The organism is Desulfopila sp. IMCC35008 (assembly GCF_010646885.2).
GTDB lineage: Bacteria > Desulfobacterota > Desulfobulbia > Desulfobulbales > Desulfocapsaceae > Desulfopila.
This window is the reverse complement of sequence record NZ_CP050700.1, coordinates 2,706,198-2,725,208: the sequence shown is the minus strand read 5'-3', so window position 1 is coordinate 2,725,208 and position 19,011 is coordinate 2,706,198. Positions and strand designations below refer to the sequence as shown.

Annotated in this window: 19 protein-coding genes; 13 read left to right on the top strand and 6 right to left on the bottom strand. The window is 45.1% G+C overall.

Annotated features, from left to right (window positions below):
* Positions 1 to 24: 24 nt before the first annotated feature.
* The 4 genes from GA520_RS11990 to GA520_RS11975 all read left to right on the top strand — a co-directional run bounded on the left by GA520_RS11990 (position 25) and on the right by GA520_RS11975 (position 5,465).
* Positions 25 to 3,141 carry an efflux RND transporter permease subunit gene (locus tag GA520_RS11990; protein WP_163339858.1) on the top strand — a complete coding sequence of 1,039 codons (3,117 nt, stop codon included), beginning with the start codon at positions 25 to 27 and terminating at the stop codon, positions 3,139 to 3,141.
* A gap of 271 nt (positions 3,142 to 3,412) precedes the next feature.
* The gene (locus tag GA520_RS11985) at positions 3,413 to 3,952 is read left to right on the top strand and encodes a DUF1573 domain-containing protein (protein WP_163339859.1); all 540 of its coding nucleotides are present in this window, start codon (positions 3,413 to 3,415) and stop codon (positions 3,950 to 3,952) included.
* Positions 3,945 to 4,727 carry a DUF1573 domain-containing protein gene (locus tag GA520_RS11980; RefSeq protein ID WP_163339860.1) on the top strand — a complete coding sequence of 261 codons (783 nt, stop codon included), beginning with the start codon at positions 3,945 to 3,947 and terminating at the stop codon, positions 4,725 to 4,727. Before GA520_RS11985 ends, GA520_RS11980 begins: the two co-directional genes overlap by 8 nt.
* Before the next feature lie 351 nt (positions 4,728 to 5,078).
* On the top strand, positions 5,079 to 5,465 hold the full coding sequence (locus GA520_RS11975) for a hypothetical protein (RefSeq protein WP_163339861.1): 387 nt from the start codon (positions 5,079 to 5,081) through the stop codon (positions 5,463 to 5,465).
* A 202-nt stretch (positions 5,466 to 5,667) separates the two neighbouring features.
* Here the strand turns inward: GA520_RS11975 and GA520_RS11970 are convergent, their stop codons facing one another.
* From GA520_RS11970 to GA520_RS11955, 4 genes are all read right to left on the bottom strand, one after another.
* Entirely contained in the window at positions 5,668 to 5,916 is a 249-nt protein-coding gene (locus GA520_RS11970; protein WP_163339862.1) for a hypothetical protein, read from the bottom strand.
* Positions 5,917 to 6,508: 592 nt separating this feature from the next.
* Complete coding sequence (locus GA520_RS11965) at positions 6,509 to 6,958, bottom strand: phosphate-starvation-inducible PsiE family protein (RefSeq protein WP_163339863.1); 450 nt, start codon at positions 6,956 to 6,958, stop codon at positions 6,509 to 6,511.
* Between the two features lie 47 nt (positions 6,959 to 7,005).
* The gene (locus GA520_RS11960) at positions 7,006 to 7,944 is read right to left on the bottom strand and encodes a universal stress protein (protein ID WP_163339864.1); all 939 of its coding nucleotides are present in this window, start codon (positions 7,942 to 7,944) and stop codon (positions 7,006 to 7,008) included.
* Between the two features lie 191 nt (positions 7,945 to 8,135).
* On the bottom strand, positions 8,136 to 8,939 hold the full coding sequence (locus GA520_RS11955; RefSeq protein ID WP_163339865.1) for a class III extradiol ring-cleavage dioxygenase: 804 nt from the start codon (positions 8,937 to 8,939) through the stop codon (positions 8,136 to 8,138).
* Positions 8,940 to 9,347: 408 nt separating this feature from the next.
* Here GA520_RS11955 and GA520_RS11950 point away from each other — a divergent pair, with 408 nt between their 5' ends.
* The 9 genes from GA520_RS11950 to GA520_RS11910 all read left to right on the top strand — a co-directional run bounded on the left by GA520_RS11950 (position 9,348) and on the right by GA520_RS11910 (position 14,912).
* Positions 9,348 to 9,527 (top strand): hypothetical protein, encoded by a 180-nt coding sequence (locus tag GA520_RS11950; RefSeq protein WP_163339866.1) that lies wholly within the window; start codon positions 9,348 to 9,350, stop codon positions 9,525 to 9,527.
* Positions 9,528 to 9,631: 104 nt separating this feature from the next.
* A complete protein-coding gene (locus GA520_RS11945) occupies positions 9,632 to 9,811 on the top strand; it encodes a hypothetical protein (protein ID WP_163339867.1) in 180 nt (59 codons plus the stop codon).
* A 111-nt stretch (positions 9,812 to 9,922) separates the two neighbouring features.
* Positions 9,923 to 10,459: an NUDIX hydrolase gene (locus GA520_RS11940; protein ID WP_163339868.1), complete on the top strand. Its 537-nt coding sequence runs from the start codon at positions 9,923 to 9,925 to the stop codon at positions 10,457 to 10,459.
* Between the two features lie 142 nt (positions 10,460 to 10,601).
* Entirely contained in the window at positions 10,602 to 11,543 is a 942-nt protein-coding gene (locus tag GA520_RS11935) for a DUF6268 family outer membrane beta-barrel protein (RefSeq protein ID WP_163339869.1), read from the top strand.
* Positions 11,544 to 11,622: 79 nt separating this feature from the next.
* Positions 11,623 to 12,135: a lipocalin family protein gene (locus GA520_RS11930; RefSeq protein ID WP_163339870.1), complete on the top strand. Its 513-nt coding sequence runs from the start codon at positions 11,623 to 11,625 to the stop codon at positions 12,133 to 12,135.
* A gap of 179 nt (positions 12,136 to 12,314) precedes the next feature.
* Positions 12,315 to 12,749 carry a MarR family winged helix-turn-helix transcriptional regulator gene (locus GA520_RS11925; protein ID WP_163339871.1) on the top strand — a complete coding sequence of 145 codons (435 nt, stop codon included), beginning with the start codon at positions 12,315 to 12,317 and terminating at the stop codon, positions 12,747 to 12,749.
* Positions 12,750 to 12,842: 93 nt separating this feature from the next.
* Positions 12,843 to 13,553, top strand: coding sequence for a pirin family protein (locus GA520_RS11920; RefSeq protein WP_163339872.1), 711 nt, complete (start codon positions 12,843 to 12,845; stop codon positions 13,551 to 13,553).
* 33 nt (positions 13,554 to 13,586) lie between these two features.
* Positions 13,587 to 14,135: an NADPH-dependent FMN reductase gene (locus tag GA520_RS11915; RefSeq protein WP_163339873.1), complete on the top strand. Its 549-nt coding sequence runs from the start codon at positions 13,587 to 13,589 to the stop codon at positions 14,133 to 14,135.
* 93 nt (positions 14,136 to 14,228) lie between these two features.
* Positions 14,229 to 14,912 carry a potassium transporter gene (locus GA520_RS11910; RefSeq protein WP_163339874.1) on the top strand — a complete coding sequence of 228 codons (684 nt, stop codon included), beginning with the start codon at positions 14,229 to 14,231 and terminating at the stop codon, positions 14,910 to 14,912.
* A gap of 75 nt (positions 14,913 to 14,987) precedes the next feature.
* On the opposite strand, the gene pheT is transcribed toward GA520_RS11910, so the two are convergent.
* Together pheT and pheS are read right to left on the bottom strand one after the other, a co-directional pair.
* Positions 14,988 to 17,411, bottom strand: coding sequence for a phenylalanine--tRNA ligase subunit beta (pheT, locus tag GA520_RS11905; RefSeq protein ID WP_163339875.1), 2,424 nt, complete (start codon positions 17,409 to 17,411; stop codon positions 14,988 to 14,990).
* A gap of 13 nt (positions 17,412 to 17,424) precedes the next feature.
* Positions 17,425 to 18,468 carry a phenylalanine--tRNA ligase subunit alpha gene (gene pheS, locus GA520_RS11900; RefSeq protein WP_163339876.1) on the bottom strand — a complete coding sequence of 348 codons (1,044 nt, stop codon included), beginning with the start codon at positions 18,466 to 18,468 and terminating at the stop codon, positions 17,425 to 17,427.
* Positions 18,469 to 19,011: the final 543 nt, after the last annotated feature.

The following is a 19,011-nucleotide window of genomic DNA, read 5'->3' as shown; positions in this document are numbered from 1 at the left end:
ACCCCAAATAACAGGTGAATTGAAATGATTGAATCAATTATACGCTGGTCAGTCACGAACCGTTTTTTTGTTCTGCTGGCAACCGCAATCCTGGTTGGAGTCGGGCTCTATTCTCTCAAGAATACACCGGTCGATGCTATCCCAGACCTCTCGGATGTCCAGGTTATTATAAAAACCACCTATCCGGGGCAGGCTCCCCAGGTGGTGGAAGATCAGGTGACCTACCCGCTTACAACTGCGATGCTGTCTGTGCCGGGTGCCGTAACAGTTCGTGGCTACTCCTTTTTCGGCGACTCGTATGTCTACGTTATTTTCGACGAAAAGACAGACCTCTACTGGGCACGAAGTCGTGTTCTTGAATATTTGAGCCAGGTTGCCCCATCACTCCCGCCCAATGCACGGCCACAGTTAGGGCCTGACGCTACCGGTGTCGGGTGGGTATATCTTTACGCCCTGATTGATAAAACAGGGAAAAATGATATCAGCCAGCTCCGTTCACTGCAGGACTGGTTTTTAAAGTATGAATTGCAGACAGTACCAGGGGTGTCCGAAGTTACCGCCGTCGGTGGTATGGTCAAGCAGTACCAGGTAAAAGTAAACCCTGATAAACTGCGAGCTTTTGGCATCACTCTTGCCAAAATCAAAATGGCCATCAAAATGGGCAACCAGGAGATAGGTGCATCTGTTGTAGAGATAGCTGAAGCCGAATATATGGTCCGCGCTACCGGTTATCTCCAAAATGAGAAAAATCTCGGAAACATTCCACTGGGAGTCAATCAAAACGGCACACCATTATTGTTGAAAGATGTCGCTGATATTGGGGTAGGCCCACAGATGCGGCGTGGAATAGCCGAACTCAATGGTGAAGGCGAAACGGTGGGTGGCATTATCGTCATGCGGTTTGGCGAAAATGCCCAGAAAACCATCGATGGCGTGAAGGCGAAACTTGAAGAGCTTAAAAGCGGGCTACCGGAGGGCGTTGAAATTGTCCCGGTCTATGACAGGAGTGCTCTCATTGAGAGGGCTGTAAATAACCTCTGGCATAAGCTTCTGGAAGAATTCGGCGTTGTAGCACTCGTCTGTGTGGTTTTCCTCTTCCATGTTCGATCATCGCTGGTTGCCATCATCAGTTTACCTGTTGGCATTCTCACAGCTTTCATCGTAATGCACTTCCAGGGATTGAATGCCAATATCATGTCGCTTGGTGGTATCGCCATTGCAATCGGGGCGATGATCGACGGGGCAATCGTCATGATCGAGAATATGCACAAGCATATGGAGAAGACTCCGCTTACCAATGAAAACCGCTGGAAGGTTGTGGCTGAGTCTGCAAGTGAGGTTGGCCCTGCCCTGTTCTTCAGCCTATTGATCATTACCGTAAGCTTTGTGCCTGTCTTCACCCTTGAAGCCCAGGAAGGACGAATGTTTTCTCCGCTCGCCTTCACTAAGACCTATGCCATGGCCGCATCCGCTGCTCTGGCCATTACTCTGGTGCCGGTGCTGATGGGATATTTTATTCGCGGCAAGGTGCTGCCAGAGCACAAAAACCCTTTAAACAGACTACTTACGGCGATCTATATGCCGGTCTTACAAGGTGTATTACGCTTCCCAAAGACCGTATTGTTAGCTTCGCTCCTGATTCTTTATATTGGAATCTGGCCTCTTGATAAAATCGGCAGCGAGTTCATCCCACCACTGGATGAGGGCGATCTGATGTACATGCCGACAACCTACCCCGGCATCAGTATAGGTAAGGCAAGAGAACTTCTGCAGCAGACAGATAAGCTTATTGCGACCGTTCCCGAAGTAGTATCCGTGTTCGGAAAAGTTGGACGTGCTGAAACGGCAACAGATCCGGCCCCTCTTACCATGATTGAATCATTCATCCAGCTTAAACCGCAGGATCAATGGCGACCTGGGGTTACCACAGAAAGCCTGAAAAAAGAGTTGGACAAGCTCGTAAAGCTCCCAGGCCTTACTAATGCTTGGGTTATGCCGATTAAAACCCGTATCGATATGCTTGCCACTGGAATCAAAACACCAGTGGGTATCAAGGTCGCCGGACCGGACCTCAAGGTTATTCAAGGAATTGGCCAACAACTGGAAAAGGTGCTGATCGATGTGCCGGGCACAGCCTCGGTCTACTCAGAGCGTGTTGCAGGCGGCCGTTATATCAAAGTGGATATCCAGCGTGAAAAAGCGGCCCGTTATGGCTTAAACATCGCCGATGTTCAGCAGATTGTTGCCACCGCTGTAGGTGGAATGAACGTAACCCAGACAGTAGAAGGGCTGGAGCGTTACCCAGTCAATATCCGATATCCACACGATTACCGTAACTCACCTGAGCAACTTTCAATGCTGCCTATCGTTACCATGAGCGGCCAGCGAATCACCCTTGGTGATGTGGCCAATGTTTTCATCGAAGACGGACCACCAGCTATCAAAAGTGAGAATGCCAGGTTAAACGGCTGGTCATTTATTGATATCGAGGGCGTAGATGTCGGCAGTTACGTTGTTGAGGCCCAGAAAGTCGTGGCAGATACAATCGAACTGCCAGCCGGCTACTCCCTTACATGGTCCGGTCAGTATGAATACATGCTGCGTGCCAAGGAAAAGCTCACCTATGTGGTACCGCTGACGCTTGCGATCATCATCATTCTGCTCTATATGAATTTTCGTAATATGATCGAGGTGATGATCATCATGGGGACACTCCCTCTGGCGATGGTAGGGTCAATCTGGTTGATGTACCTCGAAGGGTATAACTTCTCAGTTGCTGTCGGTGTTGGCTTTATCGCACTAGCCGGTGTTGCTGTTGAAATTGGGGTTATCATGCTCGTTTATCTCAACCAGTCCTATCACAAGATGATTAATGACTGCAAAGCAGAAAATACCTCGCCAACCCTGCAGCAATTAACTGACGCTGTCCTTCATGGTGCAGGAATGCGTGTTCGCCCGGTTATGATGACCGCTGCGGCTATTGTCGTTGGTCTTCTCCCGATTCTTTATGGTACCGGAACTGGATCTGAAGTTATGAGCCGTATTGCGGCACCCATGGTTGGTGGAATGGTCAGTTCCGTCATTTTAACCTTGCTGGTAGTACCTGCAGTTTTTTACCTATGGAGGAAACGATCTATTTAGTTTCCATACGAAAAGTAGGGATTTCGTTCAAGATCAAGGCGCGACTGGAATTTTTACCGCAGGCATATAGCCGATATCGGAGTCTTCGCTACCTCCGAGGATAAAAATTTCAGACGTTACGCTGAGGTTAAGCGAAAGAACAGTTTTCGGACAGGAACTATTTAGTTATCTACAGCATATGATGTACGGAGAGGCTCTCACCTCAACAGGTAATGCAGGCGAACCTCTCCAGCCTGCAAAGCTCAAAGGAATGTAAACTCAAGGTGAATGTATGACCTATAAGCCTCAAATTAAAAAAGACACCAAAAAGGTTAAGAACTGGTCTGTTATCATTATAGTAATGAGCATCATAGTGATTGCGGTAGCTATGTTATTGTTAACACAAGAGGTAAAAACCACTCCCCAGCAAACGATTAGTGGTGGTGGAATACTGGCCACTCCCATTAATTACCATGACTTTGGTGAGGTATCACTTCGAGGTGGTGTAATCTCCACTGAAGTTCCATTGGTCAATATAGGTGAAGGTGTTTTGACAATTACTTTTATGAATACCTCTTGCGGTTGTACTTCCGCACAGATCATAAATAAAGGAAAAATAGGGCCGATCTTTGGTATGGCCTCACATGGCAAATCTCCGGCTGATTGGCGAACAACAATTGAGCCCGGAGAGAAAGCTTCTCTGAGAGTTTACTATGATCCAGGAGTCCACCCTAATTTTAAAGGTACAGCTACACGGGAAATAACTATCATCTCAGACAGTAAAAACAATGGTATTCAGACCATACGTATAAAGGTGAATCAAGTTGACTAGAAATGATACAATTCGTTTAATCGGTGTACTGTTTACAACTGTCTTGATAATTTTGACCCTTCGCCCGGCTTTTGGACATGGAACCAAAGACAAATCGCTTATCAGTCCTGCCGAACTGGCTAGCAATATCGAGAGTTATCATATTCTGGATATACGAAGCAAAGAAGATTTTTCTATCGGACATGTACCAAGAGCAGGCTCTTTGCCACTTGTAGAATTGTCTTTACAAAATCTTCAGAAAATGGGCGTTGATAATAGTAAAACTATTGTTATTTACGGCAGCTCTGAGAAATCGGCCCAGAAGGGCAAACTTCTTCTTGAGGTGCTTGGCTTAACAAATACTCGCATCCTTGCTGGAGGATTTACTCACTACGAGGAAGATCGACAACCTATCCAAAAAGGGGAACCTGAGCAGCACCAACACTTCAGCTCAGAATCTCAAAGAATTTCCACCCTCACGGTCAATCCCAAAGACTATGATTTTGGAATTATTACCGGAGCAAATGGAATTGTAACAACTACATTCAAGGTCGCTAACAACGGAAATAGAAAGGTTCAAATCACTGAAATCACAACATCTTGTGGCTGTACCTCAGCAAAAATCGCCAATACTGTCATTGGCCCTGGAAAATCATCTTTACTCACGGTGTTCTTTGATCCCAATTTCCACAAGGAACCAGAGGGGAAATTTTCCAGAACTGTCTTCCTGCAAACGTCAGGAGGTCTCGAAATTCAGGCAAAAATCAATGTTGAGATAGCAGGTCAGGAGCTTTGACAACATCCTGTTGGCTTGAAATCAATAATCTCTTTCATTGTTTGCCGTTTACCCTACCTTTTTGGCCACCAAAGCCAACATGTATAAAAAGTACGCGTTCCCCCATATATAATTTAAATATGATTGTCTAAAATTTAGACACCATCCCCAATGTATCGCTATTGAGAATGGTTATGCTGACAATATATTTATATTAATAACAAAACGTTGTGACAAATCGAGAATTTCCTGACGGAGATGGCATAGCAACTGCAATGTAATAAGCAAGATCGAAAGCAGGTGGTTAATCATTAATGAAATCCATTCGGAGCTGGTTTTCCGCCATATACGAATCACAACAAGGAGTACACAATGAAAAAAATAGTTATAGGCTCTCTTCTCGCAGTTGGTCTTGCTTCTGGTATTGCATATGCACATGGCAACAACGGGAATGGCCACATGATGGGATATGGAAATAGTGGTTATGGTATGATGGGTGGTGGCATGATGGGCGGTAGAACCTTTGATTGCCCTGGTGCTGCATGGTCTGGTCAAACTGGAGCAAATGCTGAAGCAAACCAGAAATACCTTGAGCAAACCTCAGAGCTCAGGAAAAAAATGCACGATCTCCGCTTTGATTATATGGAAGCGTATCGTAACCCAACTACCACTCAGGAAAGCCTGGCAAACATGCAGCAGGAGATGGATGATCTTCGTAAACAAATGTTCGAGATCTCCAAGGGACTCCGGACCGAATAACGTCTCCTGGTCTATATTCGAAGCAACCTCCCTCTCAAGTGACCCATTAGCCGGTGTTGCTCTATGCAGCACCGGCTTTTTGGTACTATGAATCGGTAATGCTAAGTATGGATTTATAGTTTCATTCTCTATTTAAGACAAAAACAGCCCCTATCCAGATCAAAAATGGATAGGGGCTAATTCGCAATTATAAACCTAAAGATCAATCCTTTAGACCAGAGTATCCTTTATGTTTACTTCCTGGGTTATGGTCTCCGGAGAAATGATCATTCATATCCTTCACATGCTGCCCGAAATCTCGCCCTGAATCGATGTTATCGTGATGCCCTGAACCTTGTGAAGTAGTACCTTTACCACCTTTGTCTCCACCTCCTTTTGCCATCCCCGGCTGAATTGAGGTGAAAGTAAGGGTTAATGCTGCAATTGCAATAAACACTATATTTCTTTTCATAATCTGCTCCTTGTTGTGAAATATTCTCATGCAGTAGCTTTCTCAGTAGGAAATCTACTACACAGCTTTTAACTCACCTTTCTAAGTTGCAATAGGGATGCCGATTGGCTATTTCATTTTGGTATAACACAAATACACTTATGTTTTCAGCCAGGTACGCATAACACTCCTAACATTGTAAAGAGGTAATGATATCCAGGCATCCAATTTCTAGGCACCTGAACGTTGGTTTAAGAATGAGATTTGTCTCGATTTTATGCACAGAAGAAAAATTGATCTCTTGCAATAGCAAAAACTATCAGCAGGTGGGCTGCCAAAAACTATCTATGATACCGTTACCGTAGAAAGCAAATGACCAACTGTTGAAGAATGAGTGGTTAACAGAGCTGAATGGCAAAATTGGGGATGAGCTTTGTGATAAATATGTTGAGTATATGTCGGAGGTGTCCGGAAACTGACGGACTGTCCTATTTCAAAAGCACGGGTTGACTATCTCTCCATGGCGGCCAGTTAAAATTCTGATAAGTACTTGTATATGGAAAATTCTGTACACCTCTCTACGTTACATGCATTTTTTATTACTCAAGGCTTACTAATGGGTATTCTGTTCCTTTTCCGGTATTTTGTGAACCAAGTAATAGACCAGGCCAGTTGCCAGCAAGACTACGCCTGTTGCAAACACATATAAGGAGTGCATATCACTGTAATCAAGGATGATAACCTTTCTGGCGACTGCCATAAGAGCAGTAGCCAGAACGATTTTTACATGAATTACATCATCTCGAAGGTACAAAATAATATTCTGAAAAATTTCAATGGCGATGAGCACCACCATAAAAGCTCCAAACGTTGCTAGGACATCTCCCATTGTCAATATGAAATAGGGAGGCACCTTTAATCTCTCGTAAAGTGTCCAGCCAACGTCAATAACCCCGAAAATAATGACCAGAATCATCAATGCTGCAAGCATCTTGAGGCTGTAATGGATGATTCTTTTTAAAAAATACAGAAAAGGATCATTTTCTTTTTGTACCTGTTGCATATGATTATCAAATGATGAATGAAGGAGATTTATGTTCCCCCCTGTCCTTACAGGGTGACCGGGGAGACAAATCCATCAGGTTTTACGGCCAATAAAGAACAGGAAATATCACTGATAATTGACTCGGCGGTGTTTCCTATTAACAGACCGGGAATCCCGGTTCGTCCAATAGTACCAAGTATCAAGACGTCTATCTCTAATCTCTCAATTGCCCGTTTTATTACTTCTGCTGTATCACCTTCCTGAACATGCACATGCTCAGGGAGAGGGGTGATTTGGGCATCTTCAAATAGTTTCGAAAATTCTTCTTCACTATCCTTTTGAATTCCGTCTTTAATTTTTTGTATTTCGTCTACAGATACTTTCAGTCGGGGACTTGTCAGCATAGACTCCGCTCTCAGGTACCAGGCATGTAAGTAGTGAGCTTCGCCTTTTTCTCTTTGTGCCATAGAGTGGCAAAGTTCGATGATTTTTCGATTGAGATGGTCGGACTCCTCCTGATCTGTTGTCACATCTACCGCTGCCAATACGCGCTGATACTCTGCAGAGGAATGAGGTTGAATGAGCCATATGGGGCATGGGCATTTCCTCAGCAATCGCATAGCTAAATTGTCAGTTCCCGTGCCCGCCATCCTGAGGTTTTGTTTGACGACAAGGTCATTATCATGTCGCATGACATGTTGGATTATTGAAATAAATCCTTTCCCCTGTAACACTTCAGATGTTACCGGAATTCCCTGCCATCTGTTGTGTTCTGTAAATGCGGAGGTTTCAGACTCGAGCTGCTCTCGTATGATTTGCTCGTAGCTGTCTTTTGGGTCAAAAAATTTGCGGGCAAAAGAGTTGAAATAGCTTCCATCAAGTATACGAACAATCTTTACAGTTGCATTATTAAGTCTGGCAAGTGATTCAACCTTTTTTGAAACGTGATCTTCCTCACTGATCTCTCCATCAATAACGTAAAGAATATTCTTAAATCGTTTCATGAATGTATCTCCTCGTATAACCTTAATGATTCGTCGGGTGTAAAGAATCTGTGCTGTTACATACAATCAATTGTAATTCCTATCAAGTAAACCACAAGGTCTATTGTCTGGAGGCTTTTGCGCAGTCAGCTTTTATGTGAGAACTTCATGTTGGACTTAAAATTGTATGGGGATACGAGACACCACCCATTTCACCAAAGATAAAAGCTGGCTCTTTTTCTTAAAATTTTAACTGGGTAGAACATGCTGCTGGCGCAGTTGTTTATCCCATAGCAGACATGGAGTGGCAGCAGGTGTTCTTCACGGGGATGGCAGTACCTGGCATGAGGTGCTTTTTCCCAATTTATAAGGGCTTCCCTTCGGGCAGACTCCATAATCTCTCTGCTGGTGCATGTTTCTATGAGCCATTCTTCAAAAGCGTTGTTCATGTTCTCTTCCTGAAGAGAAGTGGATGAAAAGAAAGCACGCATATTGTGGAATGAAAATCCTGAACCGATTACAAGCAACCCTTCTTGCTGGATATCGGCCAGAACTTCTCCTATCTCGATGTGTAAAGATGGATCCAGGTTGTTCACAAGAGAAAGTTGTACACAGGGAATGTCTGCCTCCGGGTACATAATCTTTAAGGGGATAAACATTCCATGATCAAACCCCCTCGAATTGTCGATAGCTGGTTCAAATCCTTTGTTTTTCAGAAGGGAATATACTTCCTTGGCGAGGTGGGGATGACCTGGTGCAGGATATTTAATACGGTAGGTTTCTTCAGGGAAACCTGAATAATCATACAGTAATTCTGGGTTTGCATTACCGGTAATTGTCGGCTGTTGCTGTTCCCAATGAGCACTGATTAAAAGAATGACCGATGGTTTTGGCAGGTCTATTCGTATTTGGAGCAGGAGATCTATCATTTCCTGATGACTCTCGTCTCCCATCAAGGGGAGTGGCCCGCCTCCATGAGAGATGAAGAGCGATCTGTGTTTTATTCTTTTCTCCATACCGATTCATCTTGTGTTTGTTGTTTAATCTCTTGGTGATGGCCTTAGCACTACTTTTCCGGACACAATGAGTAACTTTCCTTGCTCCCAAAAGGATATCATATTTATTTCATATCTTTGGTGTATTTATAGTCGTCCAGAGGATGATTTGGAGTTTGCTTTCTCACGAGCAAGCCGGTGTATCTTGGTTAATAGGGTGTAATGGTAGTTCCAACTACCGTTTAAGCCTTATTGTGCTCTTATTGATTATGAGTCTACGACGCTTACATTATAGGCACAGCTAAAGGAGTAAAGTTCTTTACGAGGGAAATGAATCACAAATTATTTCTTGTTGTAGAACTAAAGCTGAACAACGAAAAGACAGATGAAGACGCTGTCATGATACATGATAAATAACTGGAGGTCGTCATGAGAGGACAAATAATTTCTAGTGAATTCAATAAAATGGTATGGGTTAAGGATGAAAAAGGTGCACAGTATGCCTGCTACGCTGAGAATCATGAAGACGTATCGAGAAAAGAGGATCTTTCTGATGAAGAGCAGAATAAGTGCATGAACCTGAATGCAGTTATTGGTGACAGCTGGTAAGCATGAGATGTGAAAGCACTGTTGTAAATAACTATGACCAGCAAATAAAATATCAGGGCATATAAAATACTGCCTATTTATCAAAAAGAGATATGGAGGCGATCATGAGAGGGCAAATAATTTCTGAGCAATATAATCATATAGTATGGGTAAAAGATAAAGACGGCGCACAATATGCCTGCTATGGAAATGGAGATGATAAAGTGAGGAGAAAAGAAGATCTTACCTATGCAGACCAGCAAAAATGCCTCAACTTAAATGTGGTCCTGGGCGACACCTGGTAGGCAAACTGCAGTTCTAATTAATAAACCCCTGTTGGATATTTTTCCTGCAGGGGTTTATTATTTGTAAATAATAGAAAATCATAATAGATTTTGAATACAGGGGAGCTTCATGTGAAGTACTGCTCAAATTGTGGGAATAGAGTATCAAGTCTGGTTCCGGATGGAGACAACAGGCCCAGGATGGTCTGCCTCAAATGCCATACTGTATTTTACCACAACCCTAAAATGGTTGTGGGCGCAATTCCTGTATGGGAGGGGAAAATTCTGTTATGCAGGAGAGCTATTGACCCTTCAAGAGGGAAATGGACACTTCCTGCAGGTTACCTTGAGAATGGTGAAACCTTAGCCGAATGCGCAATACGTGAGACAGAAGAAGAGGCCGGAGCGACCATAGTAAACCTGATTCCTTATGCAGTTGTGAACCTTCCACACATCAATCAGGTCTATTTTATGTTCCGGTCCAATCTCTTGGACGGTACCTACCAAGCAGGAGATGAGAGTCTTGAAGTCAGCCTTGTCCGGCCCGATGAAGTCCCTTGGGACGATCTTGCATTTACCTCAATTCAGCAGGTATTGAGGATGTATTGCCGGGATCTCAGTTCTGAGCGGTGGACTTTTCACATGCATGATATCGATTCACACAGATGAATTTGATGCGCAGTGGAGATGACGGGAATGATTTGATGTTTCGATATTGCTATGTCATCCATGCCAGGAATATCAAGACGTTGGCTATTGTAACGGCCATCGTTTTTTTTTGGTTAAACTTATTAAATCTACTGAGGTCGATATGCGTTATCCCTTTTTAACTGCTGCATTTGTGTTTTTCAGTATGCTGTTGCCGATGTCTATTATGGCTGGAAATCCAACGGCTAATACGGAACGTAAAGGTCCGCCGACGGGATGGTCAACCTTTACCCGGGGTGGAGCGGTATACCAGTTCGATAGTGATCTTGATGAAGGCGGCAGTTATGAAGTCAGCAGGTTTAATATTCAGGCTGGTATGGGTTATACGTGGGATCCAAGAACATCTCTATCACTGGGGCTAGGTTATAGCGCTGACGGGTACTCCTTTTCTCAAAGTGAAAGAAACGGTATTGCCGGGATGAATCCATGGGATACCGTGCATTCCCTCTCGCTGAGCCTGCCACTGAGATATGGGTTGTCTGATGAATGGTCAGCGTTTTTTATGCCCTCCCTGAGATCAACTGGAGAGTCTGGTGCATCATTCGGTGATACCCTGACCGGAGGGGTGCTTGCCGGTGTGGCGTACAGATTTGGTGATAGATTGACAATTGGGCCTGGGCTGGGTGTAATCAGCCAACTTGAAGAAAGTGCTTCGGTGTTTCCCATCCTGATTATTAACTGGAAGATCACGGACCGTCTAAGTCTTGAAACTGGACGTGGATTGGCAGCAACACTTGGCCCTGGATTAAGCCTGAACTATCGGGCCAGCCAGCAATGGAAATTTGCGGTTGGCGGACGTTATGAAAAATTGCGGTTCAGACTCGATGAGAACGGTAAGGTTGCGGGGGGTATAGGAGAGGATACCGCCATTCCGCTTTTCGTAAACTGCACATATAGTTTTAATCCGAAAGCGACAATAAGCCTGGTAGGAGGTGTTGAGCTGGAAGGCGAGCTGCAGGTAGAAGATAGTGATGGCAATCAGATTGCAAAAGAGTCCGGCGACCCGGCTCTTTTTGGCGGTATTACTTTCAGCTTGAGACTCTAATCGTTTAAGACTCTGGGCGGGAGTCCCTATGCAAGGGGCCGTTTTCCGGTTACCAATAGATGACAGCAGGAGGCTCACGATGCGTAACATACTATTTTCTTTTGTGTCATTCATTCTCGCAGGTTGCCATGGATATCCTGCTGCTGTGACACCTGTCAGTGGTTTCGAATTAGAGAGATATCTGGGAAAATGGTATGAAATCGCCCGACTGGATCATTCTTTTGAGCGGGGACTGGAACGGGTAACGGCTGAATATTCCCTGGGGGGTAATGGCAAGGTTAAGGTAGTTAACAGGGGCTTTGCAATGAGTACAAACGAGTGGAAAGAAGCGATTGGCAAGGCCTACCTTGTTCGCGAGGCGGACGAGGGCTATCTCAAAGTTTCGTTTTTCGGCCCGTTCTATAGTTCGTACGTGATTTTCGGTATGGATCATGAAAAATACCAATATGCCTTCATCTCCGGACCAAGTGAGTCATACCTGTGGTTGCTGTCACGGACACCGAGTGTTGATAAGGGTGTTCTGGATCTCTTTATAAAATCAGCAGAACGAGCTGGGTTCGATACCGACAAGTTGATTTATGTCCCTCAGTAATCGCACCTTAGTGGAAGGGAGATGTTAGGCGCAAATTGTAACAAGCGTCATGACGATAAGTGAGGTGCACCTCTTTTCAACAATTCATAGCGGCATATCTCCATGTTCAGGGTTGACTGTTGTTAAAAGGCAAATACTTTCAAGTCATAATATTCGATGTCGAAATAAATGGGGCCGTTATGAAATACAATCAACTTACCAAAGAGCAACGACATGGCTTGAATGTTTATGTCAAACTGATGGGTGCCGCCAATCATGCTACCAGTCGAATTCATCGGCACCTTAAGGACGACAACTTAACAGTGAGTCAGTTTGCAGTTCTTGAAGCACTCTATCATCTGGGTCCACTTTCCCTGGGCGAGCTGGTCCGGAAAATATTGAAGAGCAATGCCAATCTTACGACGGTTGTTGATAGTCTTGAGAGAAAAGATTTAGTTCGGCGCGATCGGTCCGGTACTGATCGGAGAAAAATTATTGTTCACTTAACAGATTCCGGTGAGGAATTAATTGTTCGGGTTTTTCCCAGACATGCCGAGGTTGTTGCAAAAGAATTTCACTTTCTGGGTGGCGAAGAAAAAGCTGATCTAATTAAAATTCTTAAGAAATTCCAATAAGGTCATTTTCAGGATTAGATGATTCGATGTCGAAATAAATAGTTGAGGAGCCTGAGTTTTAATAAGATCTCAAGTTTTGAGGGGGGACAAAATATGAACCCGATACTTCACAAAAATACATCTCGTGGCTTGGCGGACCATGGCTGGCTTGTGAGTCGGCATACCTTCAGCTTTGCGAACTATTACGATCCCCAGAGAACCAACTTCGGTCTTTTGAGGGTTATCAATGATGACATTGTCAAACCAACAATGGGTTTTGGCACACACCCTCATGAAAACATGGAGATTGTTTCGATTCCATTATCTGGTTCCTTACGGCACCAGGACAGCATGGGGAACAAGCACATTATAGCTGCCGGTGAGGTTCAGATTATGTCGGCAGGAAGCGGATTGACCCATTCGGAATATAACAACTCTGATCAGGAGGATGTAAATTTCCTGCAAATCTGGGTGTTTCCGAAGAAAAAAGACATTGAGCCCCGTTATGGTCAGTTACGTTTTGAAAGTGTTGACCGGATAAACAGGTTCCAGACCCTGGTCTCTCCTATACGCTCCGATAATACAATCTGGATCAATCAGGATGCATGGTTTGCGATGGCAGATATTCAAGCTGGAAAAGAGATTCGGTATGAAAAGCAAATGAAAGGCAATGGTGTTTATTTATTTTTAATTGAAGGTGATGTGGCAGTTAATGATTTTTTTCTCAAAAGACGGGATGGACTTGGGATTGAAAAGGGTGATACCATAAAGGTGCTGGCTGAAACCGATGCACAATTGCTGGTGATAGAAGTACCGATGACGTAGGGGAAAAGCCTTTAATTCTAGGGAGGGCATGTGATGGAACAGTTACATATACTAGGGATTTGCGGAAGTTTACGTAGACAATCAACCAATCGTGGATTGTTGCAATATGCCAGGGACAATGCACCGGCAGGACTTGAAATTCAAGTCGCCGATCTTGCTGATGTACCTTTTTATAATGCAGACCTTCAGGAAATACCCGAACCTGTAAAGAAATTACTTGATGGTATAGGGCAGGCTGATGCATTGCTTCTTGCATGTCCGGAATATAACTATTCGATAGCACCTCCGCTTAAAAATGCCCTTGACTGGGCATCCCGCGCCCAGGATAATCACCTGCTTGCCGGCAAACCAGTAGCGATCGTGGGTTCCGGCGGAGGGATGGGAACCGCCAGAGCTCAGTACCATCTGCGACAGGTCTGTGTGTTTTTGGATTTACACCCTTTGAACAAACCTGAAGTATTCAGCAATGCATTCAGCCCGAGTTTTGATGAAGAAGGAAATTTGGTTGATGAGAAAATTCAGGAACTGGTCATTGAACAACTGAAAGCTTTGCAGAATTGGACGAAGATTCTGCAGCCATAGTTTTCAGTGCAATGTGATGAGCTAAAAAAAACGGTTTATGGAAGGGCGATCAGACTTGGAAGATGCAGATATCCATCAGGAGATAATCATTGTATGACTTTCTGGTCAGCGGGAGGTAGCTCATCATCTCAAACATGCTGGGTGCTTGGTGGCGGGCAGTTTGGCCGACGTGCTATTGAACAATTGAGAACAATTGATCCAGCTTGCGAGATCGTGGTGGTAGACAATCGGCAGATCCTCGATTTGCCAAAAGAAATAAAGGTAGTTTGTGCTGACGGAGTTGCCTGGTTTACCGAGAATTTCACCTCGGCAGCGAGGGTTGATGCAATTGTTCCGGCACTGCCAATACACCTGGCAGCAGATTGGCTCACAAGAAGGTTCAAAAGTGAGTTAGGATATGTGCTGCCAGTTCCAATACCGGATGCTCATCTGCACCACTTCCCACATCCTCTTCGTCTGAGTTCCAGCCGTTTGGTAACCTCGCATGCTGACTTTATCTGTCCTGACAATTGTCCGGAACCTGCTGACATTTGTACTTACACCAAAAAGCAGCGGCCACTTTCATTGGATCGTCTTCTTGCCACACTGGTCATTGGGGATTTTATCCCATTGATCCTGACAAGTCGTCAGTTCGCACCGGGAGTAGGGGGCTTTTTCCCTGAAGATCTATGGCGCCTTCTTGAGAAGTTCAGGGCGATACCCGGCACGCCAGCCCTGATTGGTACCGCTTGCAAATGTCATGGGATTGTTGACGGTCTCTGCTATAACGTGGAATAGGTCTACTTTGGAAATACACTAACATCATGTCCGGCCTGACGCATCAAACCGGACATGATTTATACCATCAAGAAATTAAACTTTAAGGGGAAAACCGCCTGCGGCCAGGGTCGCAACCACTTTCTCTTCAGCTGCCTTTATAACTTCCGGAGTTAAAGTTTTCTCCCTGTCGAGGAATCTGGTTCGTAAGGTAACCGCTTTTTCTTCGTCATTCATTTTGAAGACATCCACTACGGTAACGTTTTCAAATTGCTTAACCTTCAGCCTTTTCATGACAAGCAGTATCTCGCTTACAGGAACCTGGGAACCGGCGACCACGGTACAGTCGAAATCGGAACCAGGGAATTTAGGTAGAGCCTGGTATTTGGTCTTGTCTTTTATTAAAAGATCCATGAAATCGGTGATATCAAAAATCGCCAGAGACAGGTTCCCCTTAATCTTTAACTGCCGCGAAATAACGGGGTGGAGCGTATTCAAAAAGCCGCAGGTTTTCCCCATGACCTTGATGTCCACGTACTCATTCGGGTGCAGTCCGGGCCAGTCAGGCTGGACCAGGGGGTTTGGGAATTTCTCATTTATTGGCTCAAACCTGGTGTTGAGATTGAGATAATTCATGAGTGGTTCCATTACATTCATGAGATCCATGAAAGGAGATCTGTCCTTATCAAAGAATACCACGCCGAGTTGGTAACGATCCCTGCTGTAACTTTCTCCTTCCAGCTCCTCATAGGAGCGGCCAACCTCAAAAAGCCTGAAAGATGGGAAACTTTTCTGATTCTGGGCGGCCTTCTCCAGCAAAGAGGGGACCATGCTGGGGCGCATTCGGCTGAGTTCAGGTGACAAGGCATTAACCAGGGTCAACTTCTCATTTTTGACCGGCCAGGATACCTGGTCCAGGAGCTTTTTCCCGACCATGGGGTAGGTCATGACCTCAAGGGCACGGCCGTTAAAAACCATGAAGTCCTGGATACGCCGCTGCATAAGTTTTGCTTCTGAAAGACGGGTTGTTTCAGTCAGGTTAACCGGGGAGACGGGTGTGATGTTGTCATAACCGATAATGCGACCAATCTCCTCTATGATATCATCTTCGAATTCGATATCCTTGGTGGCCCGATAACTTGGTACTGTTACCTTCAGGGAGTCCTGATTTTTTTCAACCATGAAGTCCAGGCTTTCCAGAATGGCAACAACCCTTTCTTCGGAGACCTCTGTACCAAGCACCCGGCTGATTTTATCAACAGAGACAATGATTTTCAGTTCCGGGGTCGGTTGGATGCCATCTTCCTGCATCCCTCCCACAACCTTTGCCTCAGGACAACTCTCTTTCATGAGTTCAACCAGGCGCAGGATGGTCTGTTCAAGTTGATTGGTGTCCAGACACTTCTCATATCGTTGAGAGGCGTCGGTCCTGAGACCAAGACGAACACTGGTCTTTCGAACTTCAGAATCTTTCCAGTTCGCGGATTCCAGAAAAATCCTGGTGGTAGTATCACTGATTGAGGAATCAAGGCCACCCATGATGCCACCAATTCCGGAAACTCTTTCCGCATCGTAAACCATGGTGTCACTGGCGATCATTTTTCGATCCTGTTCATCCAGGGTGACGAAAACACTATCTTCTCCCATGCGCCGGACATGGATCTCACCTCCCTTGATGGTATCCCGGTCATAAATATGATTGGGCATACCTGTCTCGAGCATGACGTAGTTGGAGATGTCCACAATATTATTTATGGGTCTCATGCCGCAAGCGTTCAGCCGGTCCTGCATCCATTGGGGACTGGGTTTTACGGTAACATTATCCATGCTGAGTCCCTTGAATCCAAGACAGCAGGATTCGGGATCAACATGAATCGTCACGGGCGGTTTTTCATCAGTATATTGGCCACGCAGATTTTCTTTCCAGGTTTCGGAAAAGACATCCTTGAGCGGTGTGTCAAAGATGGCTGCAAACTCACGGGCCATGCCGTAATGCCCCCAAAGATCAGGGCGGTGGGTAATCGACTTGTTGTCGATATCAAAAATGATATCACTCTCGGCGGCCAGATGTTCGGCCAGTGAAATGCCAACAGCTGCATCATCGGCTAAGATCATCAACCCATCATGATTGCCGCTCAGGTTCAGTTCATCTTCGGAACAGAGCATTCCTTCGCTCTCAACCCCCCGAATTTTTTTCGGGACGAGGGTAAAACCACCGGGCAGAGTTACTCCAACAGCTGCAAAGGGAACTTTTTTACCAACTTCTACGTTGGGGGCACCGCATACTACCCGTTTTTCACCTGTACCGGTTTCAAAGGTTACAAGACGCAACTTGTCTGCGTCGGGATGGGGTTCTATGCTGGTGACCTGGACGACCTTTACCTCGTTTAGATGGGCACCCGTGGTTTCCACATCCTCCACTTCACAGGTGGCAAGGGTGAATTTTACGCCCAGCTCCCGTGGTGTGATATCTTCGGGAAGAGCCACATAATCCTTAATCCAGTTTATACTAATATTCATACCAACTCTCTCCCTAATACGCCTTGAACTGTTCTATAAAACGCAGATCCCCACCGTGAAGGTGGCGAATGTCATCAATGTGGTAACGCATCATAACCAGCCTGTCTAACCCCAGGCCAAAGGCAAAGCCATTCCATTGGGTCGGATCGATGCCTCCCGCCTTCAAAACGTTGGGATGCGTCATGCCGCAGGGGAGTAGTTCTACCCAGCCTGTATGTTTACAGACCCTGCATCCCTTTCCAGCGCAGATAAGGCACTCAATATCCAGCTCAAATCCTGGTTCCACAAAAGGAAAAAAACCGGGGCGTAAGCGTACATTGACCTGCTGACGAAAAATCTCTGCCAGCAGTGTCTTCATGAAATAGATGAGGTTGGCAACAGAGATATCTCTTCCAACCATCATGCCTTCCAGCTGGTGGAAGGCCATCTCGTGGCTTGCGTCGGTAGCTTCACAGCGGAAAACCTTACCGGGGCCGACAAACTTGAAAGGGGGCTCATTCGCTTCCATGCCCCTCACCTGTATTGTGGAAGTGTGGGTACGCAGGAGATGTTTCATGTCGGCGAACCAAAAGGTGTCCTGCATGTCCCGGGCGGGGTGGGTGTCGGGGATATTCAGGGCCTCGAAGTTATGAAAATCATCCTCAATATGAGGGCCGTCGAGAATGTCGAATCCCATGGAAATGAAAATATCTTCAATTTCACGTTGGATAAGGGTTACAGGATGAAAACCTGCAGCCTTGAGTCCCTTGGCCCGGACTGAATCGGTGAGAGTAATATCCTGCCAGTTTTTATTGAGCGCGGCATCGATCTCTGTGGTCTCAATTTTTTGCAACTGCTTATCCAGACTCTTTTGCATTTCCTGTTTAAGCTCGTTGGCGGTGCCTCCAACCTGTTTTCTCACATCCGTGTCGGCATCTCGCATTCCTTTCAGAATGTCGTTGAGCCGGCCTTTCTTGCCGAGATAGGTGGACTTGAACTCGGCAAGACTATTCCTGTCTTGCAATCCAGCCACTGATTCTCGAAATTCATTCTTTAATTCTTCCAGTTTCTCCAACATGGTCCGCTCCTAACTGTCTATTCCACAAGACATAAAAAAAGGCTCCCCGAAGGGAGCCTCGATTACCACCCAAAATGGTCGGGACTCCCTTTTATCCATCACCGATAAAGAAAAACAAAAATATAAAATTATAAAAGAAATATCCTTTTTCACACGACATATTTTCTGTCGCCGAGAGAGGCTTGATCTTCTGGTAAGTCAAAGTTGATTTTGACATATGCTGCATCTATCTCATAGTGTTATTACGAGTCGGCTGACAATGTGTATGTTATTGCCATATATTCACCATTTTTAATGAGTGCCCACATGGGTACCATAAAATTACCAAAAAAACAGTGGTGAAATTGAATAATTGTGCAAAAGAGGAGGGGGTTCTCCCGCTTAAATTGTCTCGTTAAGTATATATTTGTGGCAAACAGGTGAAATATTCATTCGGACGATCAGGGGGGAGGCAGTTGTTGTTGCCGTGAGAATGTGCTCCGTTTTTCATATTCAGTCGTTGCCGTTAGTTCCTTAATTATTTGTAATATTTAGTGGATAACG

Coding starts and splice junctions, on each gene's coding strand:
- GA520_RS11975 (WP_163339861.1), top strand. CDS start 5,079: ATGAAAAAAATAGTTATAGGCTCTCTTCTCGCAGTTGGTCTTGCTTCT.
- GA520_RS11955 (WP_163339865.1), bottom strand. CDS start 8,939: ATGGAGAAAAGAATAAAACACAGATCGCTCTTCATCTCTCATGGAGGC.
- GA520_RS11960 (WP_163339864.1), bottom strand. CDS start 7,944: ATGAAACGATTTAAGAATATTCTTTACGTTATTGATGGAGAGATCAGT.
- GA520_RS11945 (WP_163339867.1), top strand. CDS start 9,632: ATGAGAGGGCAAATAATTTCTGAGCAATATAATCATATAGTATGGGTA.
- GA520_RS11990 (WP_163339858.1), top strand. CDS start 25: ATGATTGAATCAATTATACGCTGGTCAGTCACGAACCGTTTTTTTGTT.
- pheS (WP_163339876.1), bottom strand. CDS start 18,468: ATGTTGGAGAAACTGGAAGAATTAAAGAATGAATTTCGAGAATCAGTG.
- GA520_RS11985 (WP_163339859.1), top strand. CDS start 3,413: ATGACCTATAAGCCTCAAATTAAAAAAGACACCAAAAAGGTTAAGAAC.
- GA520_RS11910 (WP_163339874.1), top strand. CDS start 14,229: ATGACTTTCTGGTCAGCGGGAGGTAGCTCATCATCTCAAACATGCTGG.
- GA520_RS11965 (WP_163339863.1), bottom strand. CDS start 6,958: ATGCAACAGGTACAAAAAGAAAATGATCCTTTTCTGTATTTTTTAAAA.
- GA520_RS11915 (WP_163339873.1), top strand. CDS start 13,587: ATGGAACAGTTACATATACTAGGGATTTGCGGAAGTTTACGTAGACAA.
- GA520_RS11920 (WP_163339872.1), top strand. CDS start 12,843: ATGAACCCGATACTTCACAAAAATACATCTCGTGGCTTGGCGGACCAT.
- pheT (WP_163339875.1), bottom strand. CDS start 17,411: ATGAATATTAGTATAAACTGGATTAAGGATTATGTGGCTCTTCCCGAA.
- GA520_RS11930 (WP_163339870.1), top strand. CDS start 11,623: ATGCGTAACATACTATTTTCTTTTGTGTCATTCATTCTCGCAGGTTGC.
- GA520_RS11950 (WP_163339866.1), top strand. CDS start 9,348: ATGAGAGGACAAATAATTTCTAGTGAATTCAATAAAATGGTATGGGTT.
- GA520_RS11935 (WP_163339869.1), top strand. CDS start 10,602: ATGCGTTATCCCTTTTTAACTGCTGCATTTGTGTTTTTCAGTATGCTG.
- GA520_RS11970 (WP_163339862.1), bottom strand. CDS start 5,916: ATGAAAAGAAATATAGTGTTTATTGCAATTGCAGCATTAACCCTTACT.
- GA520_RS11925 (WP_163339871.1), top strand. CDS start 12,315: ATGAAATACAATCAACTTACCAAAGAGCAACGACATGGCTTGAATGTT.